Genomic DNA, 18,753 nt, shown 5'->3' with positions numbered 1-18,753 from the left:
CACTAAATATTCTTAATGGTAAAATCTTTTACGAATAATTATTTAATGTTTCTAAAGTAGATAAAGGTTTGATGTGTATCTTGCTTTATATAAACTCATTGTACATTTTAAACCTTTGTATTTCTTTAATAAGTGAAACGCCTTTGTTTATCCTAATTTAAAAAAATGTTCTTGTAAAAAATCTTAGTCTTTCTTTGCGTTAAATAAACACTTCATATTTTTAAGCCATATCTTCAATCAATTTTAATTGATCCTTAATTAATTAATTAATTAATTAATTAATTAATTGTCTTAATGTTTTAAAAAATTTCTGTTATTATAAAAATTTCTAAAGCACTCGATAATTTTCATTAATTCACAGCAACTCTATTTCGCAATCACTTAAAAATATTAAATTTGCATCCTTATCAATTTTTTTGATATTAAAAGCTATAAAAAATGACTTCACAGGAAATACGCCAACAGTTTTTAGATTATTTTAAAAGTAAAAACCACCTCATCGTTCCTTCAGCACCGATCGTGTTGAAAGATGATCCAACGCTGATGTTTTCCAATTCCGGAATGACGCAGTTCAAAGATTTTTTCTTAGGATATAAAACTCCGACCGCACCGAGAATTGCCGATACGCAAAAGTGTCTGAGAGTTTCCGGAAAACATAACGATTTGGACGATGTGGGTCGTGATACCTATCATCATACGATGTTTGAAATGTTGGGCAACTGGTCTTTCGGTGATTATTTTAAAAAAGAAGCCATTTCTTGGGCTTGGGAATTGCTGACAGAAGTGTACGGAATTCCCAAAGAAAATCTTTATGTGACTATTTTTGAAGGTGACGAAAAAGAAAATCTGGAAAGAGATACAGAAGCTTATGATTTGTGGAAACAATTTGTTGCTGAAGACAGAATCATCAACGGGAACAAAAAAGATAACTTTTGGGAAATGGGAGCAAGCGGACCTTGTGGACCTTGTTCTGAAATCCATGTAGACTTAAGAACTCCTGAAGAGAAAGCTAAAATTTCCGGTCTTGAACTGGTGAATAACGACCATCCACAAGTTGTGGAAATCTGGAACCTGGTTTTCATGCAGTTCAACAGAAAAGCTGATGGTTCTCTTGAAAACCTTCCTGCAAGACACATTGATACTGGAATGGGCTTCGAACGTCTTTGTATGGCATTACAGCAAAAAGAATCCAATTATGATACTGATGTTTTCACACCGCTAATTGCCAAGGTGGAGGAACTTTCAGGAAAAAAATATACCGGAATTTTAACCGATGAAAAAGACATTGCGATCCGTGTTGTCGTAGATCACATCAGAGCAGTTTCTTTTGCGATTGCAGACGGACAGCTGCCTTCTAACGGCGGAGCCGGTTATGTGATCAGAAGAATTTTAAGGAGAGGAATTTCTTACGCTTATCGATTTTTAGACAGAAAAGAACCTTTCCTTTTTGAATTGGTGGCTGTTCTTCAAAACCAAATGGGAGAATTCTTCCCTGAATTGGAAAAGCAAGGAAAATTAGTGACTGAGGTCATTAAAAGTGAGGAAGAATCTTTCTTAAAAACTATTGAAACAGGTTTATTAAGAGTTGAAAAATTAATTCAGCAGACGATTGCTGAAGGCAAAAATGTATTGCCGACTCAGGAAGTTTTTGAATTGTACGATACGTACGGTTTCCCTGATGATTTAACCAGAATTATTGCAGAAGAAAAAGGTTTGACGATTGATATACCTGGATTTAAAGCTAAAAGAAAAGAACAACAAGAACGTTCTAAAAAAGATTCAGCTTCGAAGGTTTACGACTGGGTTGTCTTGGAAGAAAAGCCTGAAAATTTTGTAGGTTACGATCAAATCGAAGCAGAAACGTACATTACGAGATACAGAAAAGTAGAAAATAAGGATGGCGAATTTTATCAGGTCGTACTAAGCAACTCCCCTTTCTATCCTGAAGGTGGTGGACAAATCGGTGATAAAGGAGTTTTGGAAAATGCGGTTGAAAGCTTTGAAGTTCTAGAAACTAAAAAGGAAAATGGACTAATTATTTCGTTAATCAACGGACTTCCGAAAGATGCAGGAGCTGTATTTTATGCTAAAGTTAATGCAACCGAAAGAAAAAACTCTCAGGCAAACCACTCTGTAACGCACTTGTTACACGAGGCTTTGAGAGAAGTTTTGGGAACTCATGTTGAACAGAAAGGTTCATTCGTCGGTCCTGATTATCTGCGTTTTGACTTCTCACATTTCAGTAAAATGACGGAGGAGGAATTGGCTTTGATTGAAGAAAAAGTCAATGCAAAAATTAAAGAAAATATTGCACTGCAGGAGTTTAGAAATATTCCGATCCAGGAGGCGATTGATAAAGGTGCAATGGCATTGTTTGGCGAAAAATATGGTGACAGCGTGAGAATGATTCAGTTTGGAACTTCAAAAGAATTGTGCGGTGGAACTCACGTTAAACATACCAGCGAAATTGGTCATTTTAAAATCAATTCTGAAAGTTCTGTTGCGGCAGGAATCAGAAGGATTGAAGCGATTTCCGGAGACAAATCTGAAGAATATTTCAAGAGTTTAGAAAAACAGGTGGTTGAGTTATCTCAATTGCTGAAATCCAAAGACCTTGTCAAATCGATTGAGAAATTAATCGAAGAAAATTCAGCTTTAAAATCTGAAGTGGAATCTCTGAAAAAAGAAAAAGCAAAAGGCGAAATTGGCGACTGGAAAACAGCTTACGAACACAAAGGCGACAAACAGCTTTTGGTGAAGAAAACTTCTCTTGATGCAGGTTCGGTAAAAGATATTGTATTCCAACTGAAGAAAGAAATCCCAACTTCTGTGACGATTGTATTGTCAGATTACGACGGGAAGCCAATGATTACCGTTGGAATTTCCGATGATTTGGCGTCAAGCTATCAGGCTGGAACGATTGTGAAAGATTTAGCAAAAGAAATCCAGGGCGGTGGCGGCGGAAATCCGGGCTTCGCAACTGCAGGAGGAAAAAATCTTGATGGTCTGGAAAATGCGTATCAAAAGGCTTTGAATCTTTGATTAATATAGAATGAATATCCTGTTTTAATTATAACGTTAGAAATCAGCAGTTGCTTTGTCATTCCGTAGGAATCTCGACATTCTAGAAAATAAAGCTGCTTAGATTCCTACGGAATGACAAACAAACCGTTAAAGTTAACTTATTATTAATTGATGATATTTGAAATATAAAGCAAAAGCAACTGTCATGACGGCAGTTGCTTTTTTTTTTACGATGGCTTCCTACATTCTAATCAATAGGAATGGGCTTTAGCCCATTTATCAAATTAGAAAAATCCGATTGGCTTTAGCCAATTTATACTCATTTGGCTAAAGCCTTTCTTACCAACATATTTTATAGTCGGGCTAAAGCCCAACCCTATTGATTAATGAATGGATTTACAAATATCATTTATACAGGATCTGTCGGCGTATCTTCCGGAAGTCCGCTTGGTGTGTCGTAGATGATGTAGTCGTTGTATTTGGCTTCGTTGGTTTCGTAGAAAATATCCTGGCCGGTGCCGGCGTATTTGGTGAGGAGTTGGTAGAGTTTGTTGAGGGCTTCAACACGACTTTCTGTGGCTAGGTCACGATCAGAAATTCCTTTTGCCTGTGCGTCGATGGCAACATCCAGAGTTTCACGCTGCGTCATCAGAGTATTGATTTTCTCTGTGGTAAGACCTTCGTCAGCAAGTTGGGAAAGATATTTCTCTGCCGTCACGCTCATCATTTTGGCAATGCGCACCACCTCGGCATCGTTGAGCTGACTGATTCCTGCATTGCCGAATTCTTTGTATTTGGCACTGTAGAGTCCGAAAACATTTTCTGCCATCTTAAAAATACTGCGCATCGATTTTTCGAGGGCTTTTCTGGCGGCATCTTTTTGTTCGGTGAGATCCATTTTGATGGATTCCAGCTGTTCATCGCTTGGGAAATTGTCTACCGTGGTGCGTGCTGTGGTCAGTTCGGTCTTTTTGTCGGCGTTATAGCCGCGGTCTGTAAATTCAGTGATGTCTCTGTCGATCAAAGCGATCAATTCATCTGCCTTTTGTTTCAGTACAGAATCTGCCAGTTTAAAATCACGTGTTACCTGTTCTTTTTTCATAATAGAATTGTTTTTTGTGTTTAAAAATTTATTTGAAGTCTAAAGTATCTTGTCTGTTTACTTTACTCATTTTCCCGATACGGCTGTAAAGTATTGAAATATAACAAATTGTACTTGATTGCCTCTTCGGAGTGGTTGATTGCTTCTTCGGAGTGGTTGATCGCCTCTTCGGAATGGTTGATTGGCTCTTCGGAACGGTTGACTGCCTTTACGGAGCAGTTGAACGCCTCTACGAAGTGGTTGATTACCGCAACGGAATGCTTTACTGCCCTTTCGAAGGAGTTGAAGCCCTCTTCAGACTGCCTGAACGAACCAACGGAACGGTTTACCGTTTTTTGAGATGAGCAATAGGTTGTACAATATTGAGTCTGATTTTGGAACCGGGAATACCGGAAGCGTGCGCATGAAGTGCGGGGTTATTTTTATAGATCATCATTTTGTTTTTTGTTGTTCTTCAAACAAATATAAAAATATTTTTGAATAGTATGGGATTGAGAGTTTTATTTTTTTTTAAAATGGAAAAACCTCGCGGAGGGCGAGGTTTTATTTTTACAACTAAAAAATAGAATCGTAGAAAGCAAGACTTTTTTTAGTTAAAATAATCTTTATAGATTTTTTCTCCCAGTTTTCTGTATTGACTAGATTTAAATTGTTTGAAATTAAAGTTATTTATTTCTTCAAGCTTCTTTTTATATGTCATAATATCACTTACTTTATTATTTTCAATTAATAATCTCAACACATTTAGAATACCATTAATAAATGAAACTGAAAGTAAACCATCTGGTAGACTTGGACTATATGTAGCCCATTTTTTTGTGTCAAGATTAGATTTAAATGCAATTAGTAAGTCCCGAATCTTTTCAGCACTAAATTCAATGTAGCTATTTAATAAATCAAAATCGTCCGTATTTTTTAATTTCAATTTATTTTTTGACTCATCATTCCATAAATGAAATAAACTATCTTTCGATTTAATATCTTCAATTTTTATGAGTGGTCTTAAACCATAGCTTACTACAGAAGCTGTCTTTAATTTACCTTTTTCATACCAATATTGTTCAATTAAATTGCTAAGCGGACCACTTTGATTCAATTTTAAAAGAATCTTCTTTCCAATAGCAATATTAGAGAAGGGATCTGTCATTACTTGTATTTCTTGAACTACATGAGATGGAACTGTTTTTTGATTATTGTTTATTTCTAAGAATAATCTTGCTTCAAAATCTAGTTTCTTTTTTTCATTCTCTCTTTTTGGAAATAGTATTCCAGTCACAAGTAAGTTTTGAACGTTTCGCAGTTCCGCTATCTTTTTTTCATATACATCATCACCCTCATGGTAAGCATATGTTCTATGTTGACCATCTATAAGCCCGATTATATTACAAGAATCTTCAATCTTTATTTGCGTTGGAGAGACTTCGTAAATGCCATCTCCAATATCTCCGTTATCCTTAATAGGTAATGTATTACCATCTTTATCCAGCAATTGTATCTTATCTGTTTGAATTGTTACAATAATATTATTAATAAAAACTCGCTTTTGATCGGCTAAATACTTACGCATCGAATTGATCTTACTGTTTTCCAACATTCTTTGATAGTGCCCAACATTTTCAATATCTTTCCAGCCATTCTGTCTCAACACATAAGATCTTCTCAATAACGAATCAGCATCAATGTAAAATGAGACTATTTTATATCCCTCTTCAAATTTACTTTTTTCTTCAGGTAATATATTTCCTGTAAATGTATGAGTAGTTGTTGACGAAGAATTTTTAACATTTATACCAAACTTATCAAATGGAACGTGCATAAAATCCATAAATTCATACTTACTGGATCTTTTTATCGTCTTAGTTAAACTTTTAAAATATTGAACAATGTGATAATCAAAAAAAACAATATTATCAACGAGTCTCTTATGTTCAGCAGAGATGATCTTTTTTGAACAATAAACAATTCTTAGTTGCAATTCATTTTTAGAATATTTACTCGATATATTCTTTTCATAATAATCCTTAAAACTCTTTAATTTTTCTTCTGAAAGCAAAAATTCTATAAATTTCTTTTTATCTTCAAAAATTTTGTCGTAGAAGATTTTTTTCTTTAACAAATGTGTACCCGGTGTGCCGATAGTATATTCTGTAATCAAAATAACATTTTCAAGTATAAAAATGTCATCTATTTCTGAAATTCGACCATCAAATTCGAACTCTTTACCATCGATGTAGGGAAGTCTTTGAAATCCGATATTTTTCATTATATCGCGAATCTCTTTTTCCTGATTACTCTGTTCTCTTCTCTGTGCTAATTCTTCAGGTGAGTACTTTTTAGATGTCTTCTTCTTCGGTTTAGTTTTTTTTGCCATGATCTAAAATTTATAAATAGTCATTTTCATTTAAATCCAAACAAATATCACTGATTATTCGAATTAGAGGAGATTCTAAATCTAAACTTTTTTGATAAGAGTAAGAATTTGATTTTAGGTATCCATAATGTTTATCTTTTGAAGCCATTTTATTTTTTACAAAATTAAACTTGGGCTCAATACCAAATTTTGAAAAAGGAGGTTTTAAAATTATTTCATTAATCTTTACAATAATTTCATCTTCATTATCAAATTCCCCAACTAACGTATAATTAACTTTTAAAATTTTATGCTTACCATCTCCTTTACCTATTTTTAATGCAAAAATTTTAAAATATGTACTAAAAACCTTATCAATATCTCTTATCAGTAATTTTGCGTACTTAAGCACCCTCAAATCTAATATTCTGCTTTCAAACTCATTTTGACCAGTCAGATTTTGCAAAAGATCATATTCTTTTCTTGCTTTATTAAATGTCTTTCTAAAGTAATCACTAAACATTTCAATAAAATCATTATTTAATTCAAAACCAACATAATTCCTATGCATTACGGCAGATTGGAATAGTACTGAACCACTTCCTGCAAAAGGATCTAAAACAATATCATCATTATTTGTACTTAACTCAATCATCTGACTTACCATTTCTTTAGGTAATGGACAAAAATGACGTACATATTGATCTCCCCATGATCCTTGTACGGGAATTGAAAACTCCCAAATTTCATCTAATGCCTTACCTTTGGGGTTATATCTTTCAGGGTATTTCACCCACCATTTCTTCAATTGATCAGTATCAAAATTTCGTACTCTGTCTTTATTATATATGAAGTCTTTAGATTTTGTGAAAAATAAAATATATTCAAACTTACGTTGAACAAAACCATTTTTTGACCATGGCACAGTCTTATCTTTCTTCCAAATAATAATATCTTGTAGAAGCCATCCTGTTTCTTTAAGCTTATTGGATAAATCAAACGGTAGTGTAACAACCTGATTTTCTCGTTTAAAAGTGTCAATAACTATCCATAATGATCCATCGTCTTCGGTAATCTTATAAATATCATGAAAGATTTTTTGTAAGTCATTTAAATAATCTTGGTAATTCTGTCCAAATCCTATTTGATTATCATTTCCATAATCTTTCATATCGAAATATGGAGGCGAGGTAATTGTCGTTTTAACAGTTATCTTCTTATCAAGTTTTTCTAATAATTTTCTTGAATCCGCGTTGTAAACTTTATTTATCAAAACTGTTTTTATTAAATCATTATATATATTAAACCACCTATTAGATTCAGGTGAATAATTGATAAAAGTAACTAAATATCTAATCAAAAACAATTACTATTTCAAACACTGATGAAATTATTATAAATCTTCATTTATCCTCACCACGAGAATTGAAAAACCCAACAATCAACTGTATTAAAAGCAAATACAGCTGATTATTATTTTTTAACAAAAGATTATATTTTCCGTTATGGTTTTGTAACCTTCTTATCAATAGTTTTGTCTTATTAATAAAAAACTCAATGACCAAACTTCTATTTCCGTTCTTTTTATTGTTTGCGGTGTTCTGTTTCGGGCAGACTTCACTCAAAGTTTTCAGCAAAACCGATAAAAAACCGATTCGTGATGCGGCCGTTTATTGTGATGACAATCTTTTAGGAAAAACCAATTTTGACGGCGTTTTATCTTTTAAAACAAAATGTAAGAAAGTTGAAATTCTGGCCAGTAATTTTGAAGATGTCACCGCTGATGTGAAAAAATCTATGGAAGTGGCGATGCAGCCGCTGTCTGAGAAACAGAGCAATATTGATAAAGTGGTCATCACCGATAAAAGTGACCCGAGAGCATTGAGAATTCTGGACGAACTGAATAAAAGAGAGAAGGAAAACTCACCCAAATCTTTAGATACCTATAATTTTAAATCGTACTCTAAATTTTCGATTGATGTTGATAAAGATTCAATTGATACCTTTAAAAATTTTCTGGCAACGAGAAAAGATTCTCTTTCGAAGGTCGACAAATCAGAATTTAAACAAAAAGAAAGCGAAAAGAAGGATTCTCTGATCGGCGAAGATTTACTCGACGCTACTCAGGAAAGTCAGATGTTCCTTTGGGAAAAAGCGACGGAATACAAATATTCTCAGAAGTTCGGGGAGAAAACCAATATCATCGACAACAGAATGTCGGGTTTTAAAAATCCGATTTATGAAGCGGTGGCAATTAATCTTTCACATTTAGACCGAACTCCAAGACAGTTGAGACCTGAAAACAGAAAGCTTTTTAATTATTATTTATCAGATACTTTGCAGTTGGACGGCAGAAAAACCTACGTCATTAAATTCAAGGAAATCACCGACAAGAAAAAGCAAAATCCGAGAAAGTTTAACGGAAAAATCTATGTAGATTCTGAAACTTACGCTCTGAAAAAGTTTGAAAGCACAAGCAAAAAGAAAAATGAGGGCGACATTGTCTCTGTCTGGAAACCAATTGAAGGAAAATGGTTTCTGGATTATGAAGACATCAAACTGAAAATGGGCGACCAGACTTTTAATACGTCAAAAAAAGACAGCGTAAAAACTGACACTTTAAAGAAAGGTGAAAAACTTAGCGACCGAAAAAAATACAACCAGAAAACTTTCGGAAATTATCTATATGTGAAAAACCGCTTCTTCGATTTTCAGCTGAATGAAACGCAGAAAGCATCAGAATTTAAAGGCTATTCTCTTGAAATGAAAAATACTGACGGAAGTCTGCTTCAGCAATACAGAACCGACAGTCTGACCGCAAGAGAAAGCGCAACCTACGTGAAAATCGACAGCTTTGTACAGAAACATGATTTTGAAAAGAAACTGAGTTTTCTGACCCAATTAATGAGAGGAAATCTGCGTTACAAAATGATTGATTTTGACCTGACTAAATTTTTCAGCTACGATAAATACCAAGGTCTTCGTTTGGGAGCCGGAGTAAAACTGAATGAGAAATTCAACAAAACATTTTCTCCGGACGGTTATTTCGGATATGGTTTTAAAGATCACACCTGGAAATACGGTTTGGGTCTTGATATGAAATTATCTTCCAAAAGAACTTCTGTTTTCAGAATCGATTATGTGGATGATGTCTTTGCTGCAGGAAGATTCAGCAATAACATGTGGGATATGATGATGAAAGTGAATGACCTGAATCTGGATTTACACAACGCCAATTTTTATAAAAATCAAAAATGGGGAGCTTCGTATTTATATGATATTTCCAATTCACTAAGCATGAAAATCGCCGTGAATAAAGAAAAACAGGAAGCACTTTTTGATTATCAGTACAAAAATTTAGGAAACCGTTTTGACAATGTGAGTACTACTCTATCTTTGAAATTTTCGCCAAACGATAAAAACATTATGACTCCGAGTGGAAAATACACCTATGAAAAAGGATTTCCTCAAGTATATATGAATTTTGAAAAAGGAATTGATGCTTTAGGCGGAGATTTAGATTATTACAGAGCCGATGCATTGATTATTCATCAGTTCAGATCAAAACTGGGAATCACCAATCTGAAACTTTTCGGAGGAATTTCTTCAGGGACTGCACCAATCTGGAAAAACTTTGAGATTGCAGGTCAGAACGACAGAAACCCGGATCACTGGTATTCTAACATCAATACGCCGAATAATTTAGCTTTCGCAACAATGCCTTCTGGAACTTTCTTTGCCGATAAATTTGTGGCATTCAAGGTTTCTCAAAACTTACCTTTTAGATTTAAAATGATTGGTTCGAGATATTCAAACATCGAACTGGAATATCAATCTGCCATCGGAGATTTTAAAAACCGGGGCGATCATCAGTTTGATTTCCAGGTGCTCGATCATTATTATCAGGAAGTTGGAGTGATCTGGAATAGATTTTTAGGTAGAAATTTCGGGGTAGGTTTTTCTTACAGATTAGGACATTATCAGACTTCGGAATTCAAGGATAACTTTGGAATTAAATTGAGGTTTAATTTTTTGAATTGATTTTTGAGAATTTTTAACCATTAAGGTTTATTAAGTTTTTAGAAATATTAAGTTGAGCTTCGCTTTAAGATGATTCGAAATCAATTTTCAAACAATTCTTCTTTACCCCAACCCTAAAGGGTGGAAAATTTGTTTGAAAATTTTATCAAAATTACTCCCTTTAGGGTCGGGGAAATTAATTTTGATCAAATTTTTACCATTAAGATTTTACAATTATACAAATTCGCAATAATTTAACAGGAACAGAAGCTCATTGGTTTCTGTTTTGTTATTACTTTTTCTTAAAATATTATTTATGAAAAAACTATTCACAATTCTTTTTGCTTCGTTGATGCTTATGGCGTGTCAGACGAAAGAAGACAAGGTTCAGGATTTTGTCAAAATGTATAACAATTCTTCGTCGATGATGATCAATCAGATGATCAAGTCTACAAAAGCGAGTTCTACCAATGCCGATCAGGTCAACATTGACGTAAACACCAACTATGAAAGCGACAATATTGAAAGCGAACTGGTGAGCAAATCTCTTCCTGATCTGATTGCTCAAGCAATCAAAAGTGAGAAAATTGGGAAGGAACTTTTTGAAAGCGGAGTGAAATTTAATCTTAAAGTCTACAGCGCAGATTCAAAAGTGATCGTGGATAAAACAATCGACAAGAATAACCTCAATAAGTCTGTTGATTTTAAATCAATTGCTGAAGGAGAAAAACCCAATACTGATCAGCTGAACCAAATTCTTGAAACATTCAACAAAAATCTTCCGATGATTGATCAGGCTACAGGAACGAAAATCGTAAGAATCAAAGCTGATCAAGATAAAAATCTTATCTACACCAATGAAGTTCCGGACAGCTACATCAAAATGCTGAACGTTGAAGGTGCAGAGAAAGCAATGAAGGACGAAATGGTAAAAATGCCGCAAATACGACAGATCTTCCAACAGACTGCAGTTCTGGGTGTAAATAATATCAAATACATTTATACTGATTCTAAAGGAAAAGTGATCAAAGAAATTGTAATTACTGAAAACGATGTGAAGTAATATAATCTGTTTATTTTAGTAAAAAATCAACTCCGGGAATAAAATTTCCGGAGTTTTTCATGAATTATCATTAAAAAAATTGACCGTCGAAAACTTTTCTAAAAGGAGAAATATCAGTAATTTTGACGCGTAAATTTATTATGAAAAGGGTTTTTATTGTTCTGTTTCTGTGGGCGTTCGTTTTTGGTTTTTCACAATCAAAGCTTACAGTAATTAATGAAGCTAAAGGAACTCCTATTGCGAACGCAGCAATTTCCTGCAACGACAAAATTCTAGGAAAGACAGATGAGAACGGATTTTTAGAATTTAAATCCAAATGCAAAAGTATTCAGATTTTTGCTGAAAATTATTTCAAAGAAAGTGTTTTGGCAGAAGATGAAATGACTGTCACACTCATCAATACTTCATCGAAAACACAGTCTATAGAGACCGTTATTCTTGAAGATAAAAGTGATCCCAAAGCTTTAGAAATATTGAGAAAAGTCGATCAGCTTTTTAAAAGTAATTCGCCTAAGAGTCTTGATTCTTACACTTACAAATCTTACGAAAAAATATCTTTAGACATTGATCAGGACAGCATTTCGGCTTTTAATGAGATTTTTAATGATAACTTTAATCTTTTTAAAAAGCAAAAAGAGAAAGATTCCATCAATGATGTTTCCGCACGAAGGATTTTTTCAAAAAGTAAACTGTTTCTCTGGGAAAGAGCTCAGGAATATCTATATTCTAAAAAATTCGGCGAGAAAGTCAATATTCTTGACAACCGGATTTCCGGATTGAATCAACCGATCTACGAACTGATTGCTTTGCAGGGAAACCGGGATAAAATTCCGAGTCAGATCAAGACCGAAAACCGTGGTTTGTACAGATTTTACCTTACCGACTCGATTGAAATTGACAGCAGACAAAATTATGTCATTCGTTTTCGTGAAGCCAGTTACAAAAAAACGGTAAAAAAGAGAAAATTCAGCGGATATCTTTATATCGATACCGAAACTTACGGTATCAAAAAAATCGAAAGCGTCAGCAAAGACAAAAACGAAGGAAACATTACAAGTACCTGGATTTTGTTTAATAATAAATGGTTTCTGGCCGAAGAAAGCGTAAAGCTGAGAATGAGCAGAATGAAGATGGATAACGTTGAACAAACCGATGTGGACGACGAAAATCATTCTAAAAAACATAAAAAAAGCTTCGGAACCTACGCGTATTTAAGTTCAAAATATTTTGATTACGAATCACCGACCGAAGAAGATCCAAAAGATTTTAAAGGCTATACTTTTACGGTGAAAAACGCCAACGGAAAAACATTAGAGAAGTACCGTACCGAACCTTTATCCGAAAGAGAAAGAAACACTTATTTTGTCATTGACAGTTTAGGAAAAAAATACAACGTTGACCGCAAAGCGAGAATTTTAACAGGCTTGATCAACGGACAGGTGCGCGTTGGAAGTTTTGATTTCGATATCGGAGAAGTCATCAATTATAACCTGTACGAAGGTTTCAGATTTGGCTTAAAAGCGAAACTGAATGAAAATTTCAATCAGTATTTTTCACCGGATTATTATTTTGCCTATGGTTTGAATGATGAAAAATTTAAATATGGAATCGGGCTTGATATTAAAACGACTTTGGATAAGAATTCATTTTTCCGGATTGAATATTATGATGATGTCAACTCTTCCGGTGAATTTTACCGCAGACTCTGGACATTCAAAATGCGGATGATGAATTATGGAAACAACATCAATAACGATAAGTATTACCGTTACGAAGGTGCTTCACTTTCTTATTTAAATGATATAACCAACGGTTTGACGTTAGCTTTTGCTGCGAGAAGAAACACGGAAGAGGCAAAATTTGATTATAGTTTTAGAAACAGCGGTGCAACTTTTGAAAATTTCAACACTTTGGTTACGCTGAAATATTCTCCAAACTCTACCAACATTATGACTCCGCAGGGAAAATCGCTGATTGATCAGAAATATCCCGAATTGTATTTTAATTTCGAACAAAGTTTCAAAGCTTTGGGTGGAGATTTTAATTACACTCGTTTTGATGCTTTGTTTGTGCAGAACTTTAAAACCCGTTTAGGAACAACTGGCGTAAGATTATATGGCGGACTGGTTTTAGGAGAGGCTCCGATCTGGAAGCACTTTACGATGAACGGTCTGGCTTCGCCAAGTCGGGATATTAATTTTAACCTGACTTCCTATTTGGGATTTGCCACGTTGGAAGGCGGAAGATTTTATAATGATCGGTTCATTGCGTATTATTTGACCCATAAACTTCCGTGGTATTTTAAAAGTATCGGACAGAATGTTTCGAGTTTAGATTTTGTATTGAGAGGAACCATTGGTGATATGAAACATCCTGAGTATCATGATTTCAGATTCAGAAAATTAAATCATCTGTATCAGGAAGTTGGTCTGGAATGGAATAATTTCCTTTCTTCGTACTTCAATCTTGGTGTTTTTTACAGAGTCGGATATTATACTACATACAGTTTCAAACAGAATTTTGCTTTTCAGTTTAAATTAAAACTTTTAGAGTTTTAAAATTCCCCTCCTTTGGAGGGGTGGCAAAAATTCGAATAAATTTTTGTCGGGGTGGTTAAAGAAGCAATAATTAATTAAATAATTAGATAGATGAAAATAATAGAAATACAAGCAGAACAGTTTTTTGAATTATTAAGATTAAAAGACACTTCGATGTGGGCGATTTTTTCACAAATGATCGATGGCGAAGAAAAAGAAATGATTTTTCTGGATAATGAAAATAAAATTCTCTTCAACTATATTTTACCCGGCAATCAGGAAAAGCTGGAAGAAGACAGAATAAAATTTTCTAAAGAATTTGCTGAAAAACAGGCTCATCTCAACTGATAAATAAATTACATTAAGAATTTTTAACATCTGCGGCACTTTATTTGCCATAGCTGATTTGCTTTAGATGAATTTCAATTCCAAATAATGGAAAACTAAATTCATTACCAACCAATCAAATTTAATTGTTAGAAATTCTTTATGAAAAAATTGTATCTCCTGCTGTTATCATTCGGATACATCAGCATTTTCTCACAGTCGAAAATTATCGTTAAAAATTCCGGAGATCAATCGGTGATTTCTAATGCTTCGGTGACCTGCAACGATAAGATTATAGGAAAAACCGATGCTTCCGGTATTCTCAACTTTAAAACCAAATGCAAAAAAGTAGAAGTTTCCGCAAGAGGATTTTATGAAGATGATGTGGTTGTAGATAAAGTAATGGAAGTTTTTTTATCTAAAGCCGATCCCAAAACGAAAAACATACAAACTGTAGTTCTCGAAGATAAAAGTGATCCGAGAGCTTTGGAAATTCTGAGAAAAATCAATGATAACTACAAGCAGAATTCTCCGCTAAGCTTAGATTCTTATTCATTTAAATCTTACGAAAAAATTTCTCTTGATTTTGATGAAGACAGCATCAAAGCTTACAACGCATATATTGCCAACAGAATAGATTCTCTAAAAAGTCTTCCGCAGCAGCCAATGAAAGCTCAGGAAAGAAAAGATTCTCTTGAATCTGTGGGTCTGATGAAATTGGTTGGTAAAAGTAAAATGTTTCTTTGGGAAAGAGCTTCACAAAGTTTATACTCAAAAAAATACGGTGAGAAAACCAATATTTTAGATAATAAAATCGCCGGTTTAAAAGAACCTATTTATGAATTAATGGCTTTCCGTTCTAACAGAAATGTGATTCCGAAAGAGATACGAGAAGAAAACAGAAATCTTTACCGCTTTTTCCTGACTGATTCTATCGAAATTGACGGCAGACAAAATTATGTGATACGTTTTCGTCAGGTTGGGTATAAAACAACTGCCGACAGCAGAAAATTTAACGGATACATTTACGTTGATAAAGAGAGTTATGCCCTTAAAAAGATTGAAAGCAACAGCAAAATCAGAAGCGAAGGCAGCATCACCAGTATTTGGAAACCAATTGAAAACAAGTGGTTTTTGGTGAAAGAAAACTACAAACTTAAAATGGGTTCCACGTCTTTCGACAGTGACGATAAATCCGATAAAAAGAAAACCAAAGAAGAAAAAGAAGCGGAGAAAAACACCAAAAAGAGATTTGGAAGCTATGCTTTTGCAACTGCCGATTATTTCGATTTTAAAACTCCCATCGAAGAAAAACCACAGGATTTTAAAGGCTACACGATTGATGTAAAAAACTCTGACGGAAAATTGATTGACCAATACAGAACTGAAAATCTGACCGACCGTGAAGTAACCACTTACTCTAAAATTGACAGTCTAAGCAGCAAATATAAACTGGATCAAAAAGCAAAAGCATTAACAGGGTTACTAAAGGGAAAAGTTAGACTGGGGATTGTAGATTTTGATTTGGCAAGATTAATTGGTTATAATAAATACGAGCATTTCCGATTTGGTGCAGGAGCAAAACTGAACGAAAAATTCAACAAATATATTTCTCCGGATGCTTATTTTGCTTACGGAATTTATGACAAAGAATTTAAATACGGAGCGGGAGTTGACGTTCGTACGACTTTAAATAAAAATTCATTTTTCCGTGTGGAATATTTTAATGATGTGATGGCTGCAGGTCGTTTCTCGGAAAATTTGTGGAATTTCAGAATGAAAATCATGAACTCAGGAGTTGCCTTAAACAATGGAGTTTTCTACGGTTATGAAGGTTTTAAAGTAAGCTATGAAAATGACATCACGAATGGATTAACCCTAAATGTTTCAGCAAAAAAAACGCAAGAAGAATCTAAATTCGCTTATAATTACAAAGGTTTAGGAAATCAGTTTGATATTGCTTCATCCACAATCACTTTAAAATATTCTCCTAACTCGAAGAATATTATGACGCCGACCGGAAAATATACTTATGAACAAAACCTTCCTGAAGTTTACTTAAACTACGAACAAGGGTTTAAAACCTTAGACGGAGATTTTAATTTCAGCAGATTTGATGCCCTTTTCGTTCATAATTTTAAAACAAAATTAGGTGTTACAGGAATCAGAGCTTACGGTGGAATCATCACTGGTGACGCACCCATCTGGAAAAACTTCACAATGAACGGTTTAGGAAACGGACACGGCGGATTAAATTTCAACCTGACTTCATACCTCGGTTTTGCAACAATGGAAGGCGGAAAATATTACAACGATAAATTTGTGGGCGCTTATTTAACGCACAGACTTCCGTGGTATTTTAAAAGTTTTGGAAAGAACGTTTCAAGTTTTGACTTTATCTACAGAGGAACCATCGGTGATATGAAAGACAAAGAATTTCACCAGTTTGAATTTGAAAAACTGGATCATTTGTACAACGAATTAGGTCTGGAATGGAATAATTTCCTTTCGTCACAATTCAATTTAGGATTTTTCTACAGAGTCGGATATTACAACAGTCCGAAATTCAAAGATAATTTTGCCATTCAGTTTAAATTGAAGTTATTAGGATTTTAATAATCAATACTGAATAATTGGTAATGAGTAATTTCAAAACAATTATTTAAAATCACTACAAAAAAGATAAAACCTCTTAAAATTAAATTTTTAAGAGGTTTTTTATGCTGAATTTTAATTAATTAAATAGTCGTCAATCGTTTTCTTTGCTTCCGCAACATCATGAACTCTCAAAATCTTTGCGCCTTGTTGCAAGACTTTCATATGAAGTTTCTGAGTTTCTTGATTAATATCCAAAACAGATTTTCCTAAAGGTTTATAAATAAATGATTTTCTCGAAATACCGATTAACAAAGGAAAATTTCCAAAATCAAAAAACTCAACCTCATCAATCATTTTCATCTGATCTTCGACCGTTTTTCCAAAACCAAAACCGGGATCAAGAATAATATCTTTAATGCCTTTTTTTAATAATTCATCTGTTTTTTTCGAAAAATATTGATTGACCGACAATGTAATATCCTCAAAAGAAACCTTCTCATGCATCTTTTCATAAGAAGAATTGACGTGCATTAAAATATAGGGCAGTTTCGTTTCTGCAACAGCATCAAACATTTTCTCATCAAACTGTCCACCTGAAATATCATTCACAATGTCAATACCTTCATTGAAACCGAACTTCACTGTTGCAGCATAAAAAGTATCTAAAGAAATCAAAGTTTCAGGAAATTCTTTTTTAAGCAAAGAAATGATGTTTCCCAATCTTTTTATCTCTTCTTCACTGGTCAGAAATTCAGCATTAGGTCTTGTGGATTGTGGACCAATGTCAATGATTGAAGCGCCTTCACTGATTAATTTTTCAGCATGTTTAAGTGCAGATTTTTCATTATTAAATTTTCCGCCATCTGAAAAAGAATCAGGTGTAAGATTCAGAATACCCATAATATTTGGGACGGACAAATCAACTAATCTTCCATTACAATTAATTGAGTAGAAGTTTTGAATCGTAGTGTTCATTGGAGACAGAAGTAAATTATTTGCAGACATCCGGATCAATCGAATTTATTTTGACAAAATTAAACTAAAACTCTCCAACTCTCAACCCTATCATTCTCCAACTCAAAACTCTCCCATTCTCGAACTCTCCAACCTCAAAACCATGCTCAAAACACAAAATTTTGTATATTTGGGCTATTAAGAGAATGTATGTTAAAAACTTCAATACAATTCGAGAAAATCATCAGCGAGTGTCGTGATCTTTTCAGTAAAAAATTACAGGATTACGGTGCAGCTTGGCGAGTTTTAAGACCCAGTTCCATCACCGACCAGATTTACATTAAAGTCAACAGAATCCGCACGTTACAGATGACTGATGTGAAGATGATTGACGAAAGTGAAGAAGGAGAATTTGTCGCCGTGGTCAACTACTCGATCATTGGATTGATTCAATTAGAGAAAGGTTTTTCAAATGATTTTAATGAAAATAAAGATGAGATTTTAAGTCTTTATGACAGATACGCTCAGGAAGCCAAAGCTTTGATGGAAAGAAAAAACCATGATTATGGTGAAGCGTGGAGAGATATGAGAATTTCTTCAATTACAGACCTCATTTATCAGAAAGTTTTAAGAACAAAACAAATAGAAGATAATCAAGGTGTTACCATCGTTTCAGAAGGATTGGATGCCAATTATTTTGACATGCTGAATTATGCAGTGTTTTGCCTCATCAAGTTCTCTGAAAAACAAAACAATTTCGAACATCAAATTATTTAAT

12 protein-coding genes are annotated in these 18,753 nt (G+C 33.9%); 8 read left to right on the top strand and 4 right to left on the bottom strand.

The features are described 5' to 3' along the window. Window positions 1-438: 438 nt before the first annotated feature. Window positions 439-3,042: an alanine--tRNA ligase gene (gene alaS, locus NZ698_RS01685; RefSeq protein ID WP_263001236.1), complete on the top strand. Its 2,604-nt coding sequence runs from the start codon at window positions 439-441 to the stop codon at window positions 3,040-3,042. Between the two features lie 391 nt (window positions 3,043-3,433). Here the strand turns inward: alaS and NZ698_RS01680 are convergent, their stop codons facing one another. After that, window positions 3,434-4,126, bottom strand: coding sequence for a hypothetical protein (locus NZ698_RS01680; protein ID WP_263001234.1), 693 nt, complete (start codon window positions 4,124-4,126; stop codon window positions 3,434-3,436). A 131-nt stretch (window positions 4,127-4,257) separates the two neighbouring features. Here NZ698_RS01680 and NZ698_RS01675 point away from each other — a divergent pair, with 131 nt between their 5' ends. Next, window positions 4,258-4,470, top strand: a complete 213-nt coding sequence (locus NZ698_RS01675; protein WP_263001232.1) for a hypothetical protein — start codon at window positions 4,258-4,260, stop codon at window positions 4,468-4,470. Window positions 4,471-4,715: 245 nt separating this feature from the next. On the opposite strand, the gene NZ698_RS01670 is transcribed toward NZ698_RS01675, so the two are convergent. Together NZ698_RS01670 and NZ698_RS01665 are read right to left on the bottom strand one after the other, a co-directional pair. Then, the gene (locus NZ698_RS01670) at window positions 4,716-6,497 is read right to left on the bottom strand and encodes a DGQHR domain-containing protein (RefSeq protein ID WP_263001230.1); all 1,782 of its coding nucleotides are present in this window, start codon (window positions 6,495-6,497) and stop codon (window positions 4,716-4,718) included. Between the two features lie 10 nt (window positions 6,498-6,507). Continuing rightward, complete coding sequence (locus tag NZ698_RS01665; RefSeq protein WP_263001228.1) at window positions 6,508-7,749, bottom strand: DNA-methyltransferase; 1,242 nt, start codon at window positions 7,747-7,749, stop codon at window positions 6,508-6,510. A gap of 284 nt (window positions 7,750-8,033) precedes the next feature. On the opposite strand from NZ698_RS01665, the gene NZ698_RS01660 reads away from it, so the two are divergent. From NZ698_RS01660 to NZ698_RS01640, 5 genes are all read left to right on the top strand, one after another. Further along, complete coding sequence (locus tag NZ698_RS01660) at window positions 8,034-10,517, top strand: DUF5686 family protein (protein ID WP_263001226.1); 2,484 nt, start codon at window positions 8,034-8,036, stop codon at window positions 10,515-10,517. 295 nt (window positions 10,518-10,812) lie between these two features. Then, the gene (locus NZ698_RS01655) at window positions 10,813-11,559 is read left to right on the top strand and encodes a hypothetical protein (protein WP_263001224.1); all 747 of its coding nucleotides are present in this window, start codon (window positions 10,813-10,815) and stop codon (window positions 11,557-11,559) included. 140 nt (window positions 11,560-11,699) lie between these two features. Further along, a complete protein-coding gene (locus NZ698_RS01650) occupies window positions 11,700-14,117 on the top strand; it encodes a hypothetical protein (protein WP_263001222.1) in 2,418 nt (805 codons plus the stop codon). Window positions 14,118-14,207: 90 nt separating this feature from the next. Continuing rightward, complete coding sequence (locus NZ698_RS01645; protein WP_263001220.1) at window positions 14,208-14,444, top strand: hypothetical protein; 237 nt, start codon at window positions 14,208-14,210, stop codon at window positions 14,442-14,444. Between the two features lie 141 nt (window positions 14,445-14,585). Further along, the gene (locus NZ698_RS01640) at window positions 14,586-17,039 is read left to right on the top strand and encodes a DUF5686 family protein (protein ID WP_263001218.1); all 2,454 of its coding nucleotides are present in this window, start codon (window positions 14,586-14,588) and stop codon (window positions 17,037-17,039) included. 114 nt (window positions 17,040-17,153) lie between these two features. Here NZ698_RS01640 and folP read toward each other — a convergent pair whose 3' ends face one another. Further along, window positions 17,154-18,026: a dihydropteroate synthase gene (gene folP / locus NZ698_RS01635; protein WP_438265542.1), complete on the bottom strand. Its 873-nt coding sequence runs from the start codon at window positions 18,024-18,026 to the stop codon at window positions 17,154-17,156. Window positions 18,027-18,185: 159 nt separating this feature from the next. Here folP and NZ698_RS01630 point away from each other — a divergent pair, with 159 nt between their 5' ends. After that, window positions 18,186-18,752: a DUF1599 domain-containing protein gene (locus tag NZ698_RS01630; protein ID WP_263001216.1), complete on the top strand. Its 567-nt coding sequence runs from the start codon at window positions 18,186-18,188 to the stop codon at window positions 18,750-18,752. Window position 18,753 lies beyond the last annotated feature (1 nt).

This window comes from Chryseobacterium edaphi (genome assembly GCF_025628985.1).
In the GTDB taxonomy this organism is placed as follows: Bacteria; Bacteroidota; Bacteroidia; order Flavobacteriales; family Weeksellaceae; genus Chryseobacterium; species Chryseobacterium edaphi.
The sequence above is the reverse complement of the archived record's forward strand: the minus strand, read 5'-3'. Positions and strand labels throughout refer to the sequence as shown.

Coding starts and splice junctions, on each gene's coding strand:
- alaS (WP_263001236.1), top strand. CDS start 439: ATGACTTCACAGGAAATACGCCAACAGTTTTTAGATTATTTTAAAAGT.
- NZ698_RS01680 (WP_263001234.1), bottom strand. CDS start 4,126: ATGAAAAAAGAACAGGTAACACGTGATTTTAAACTGGCAGATTCTGTA.
- NZ698_RS01670 (WP_263001230.1), bottom strand. CDS start 6,497: ATGGCAAAAAAAACTAAACCGAAGAAGAAGACATCTAAAAAGTACTCA.
- NZ698_RS01660 (WP_263001226.1), top strand. CDS start 8,034: ATGACCAAACTTCTATTTCCGTTCTTTTTATTGTTTGCGGTGTTCTGT.
- NZ698_RS01655 (WP_263001224.1), top strand. CDS start 10,813: ATGAAAAAACTATTCACAATTCTTTTTGCTTCGTTGATGCTTATGGCG.
- NZ698_RS01650 (WP_263001222.1), top strand. CDS start 11,700: ATGAAAAGGGTTTTTATTGTTCTGTTTCTGTGGGCGTTCGTTTTTGGT.
- NZ698_RS01645 (WP_263001220.1), top strand. CDS start 14,208: ATGAAAATAATAGAAATACAAGCAGAACAGTTTTTTGAATTATTAAGA.
- NZ698_RS01640 (WP_263001218.1), top strand. CDS start 14,586: ATGAAAAAATTGTATCTCCTGCTGTTATCATTCGGATACATCAGCATT.
- folP (WP_438265542.1), bottom strand. CDS start 18,026: ATGTCTGCAAATAATTTACTTCTGTCTCCAATGAACACTACGATTCAA.
- NZ698_RS01630 (WP_263001216.1), top strand. CDS start 18,186: ATGTTAAAAACTTCAATACAATTCGAGAAAATCATCAGCGAGTGTCGT.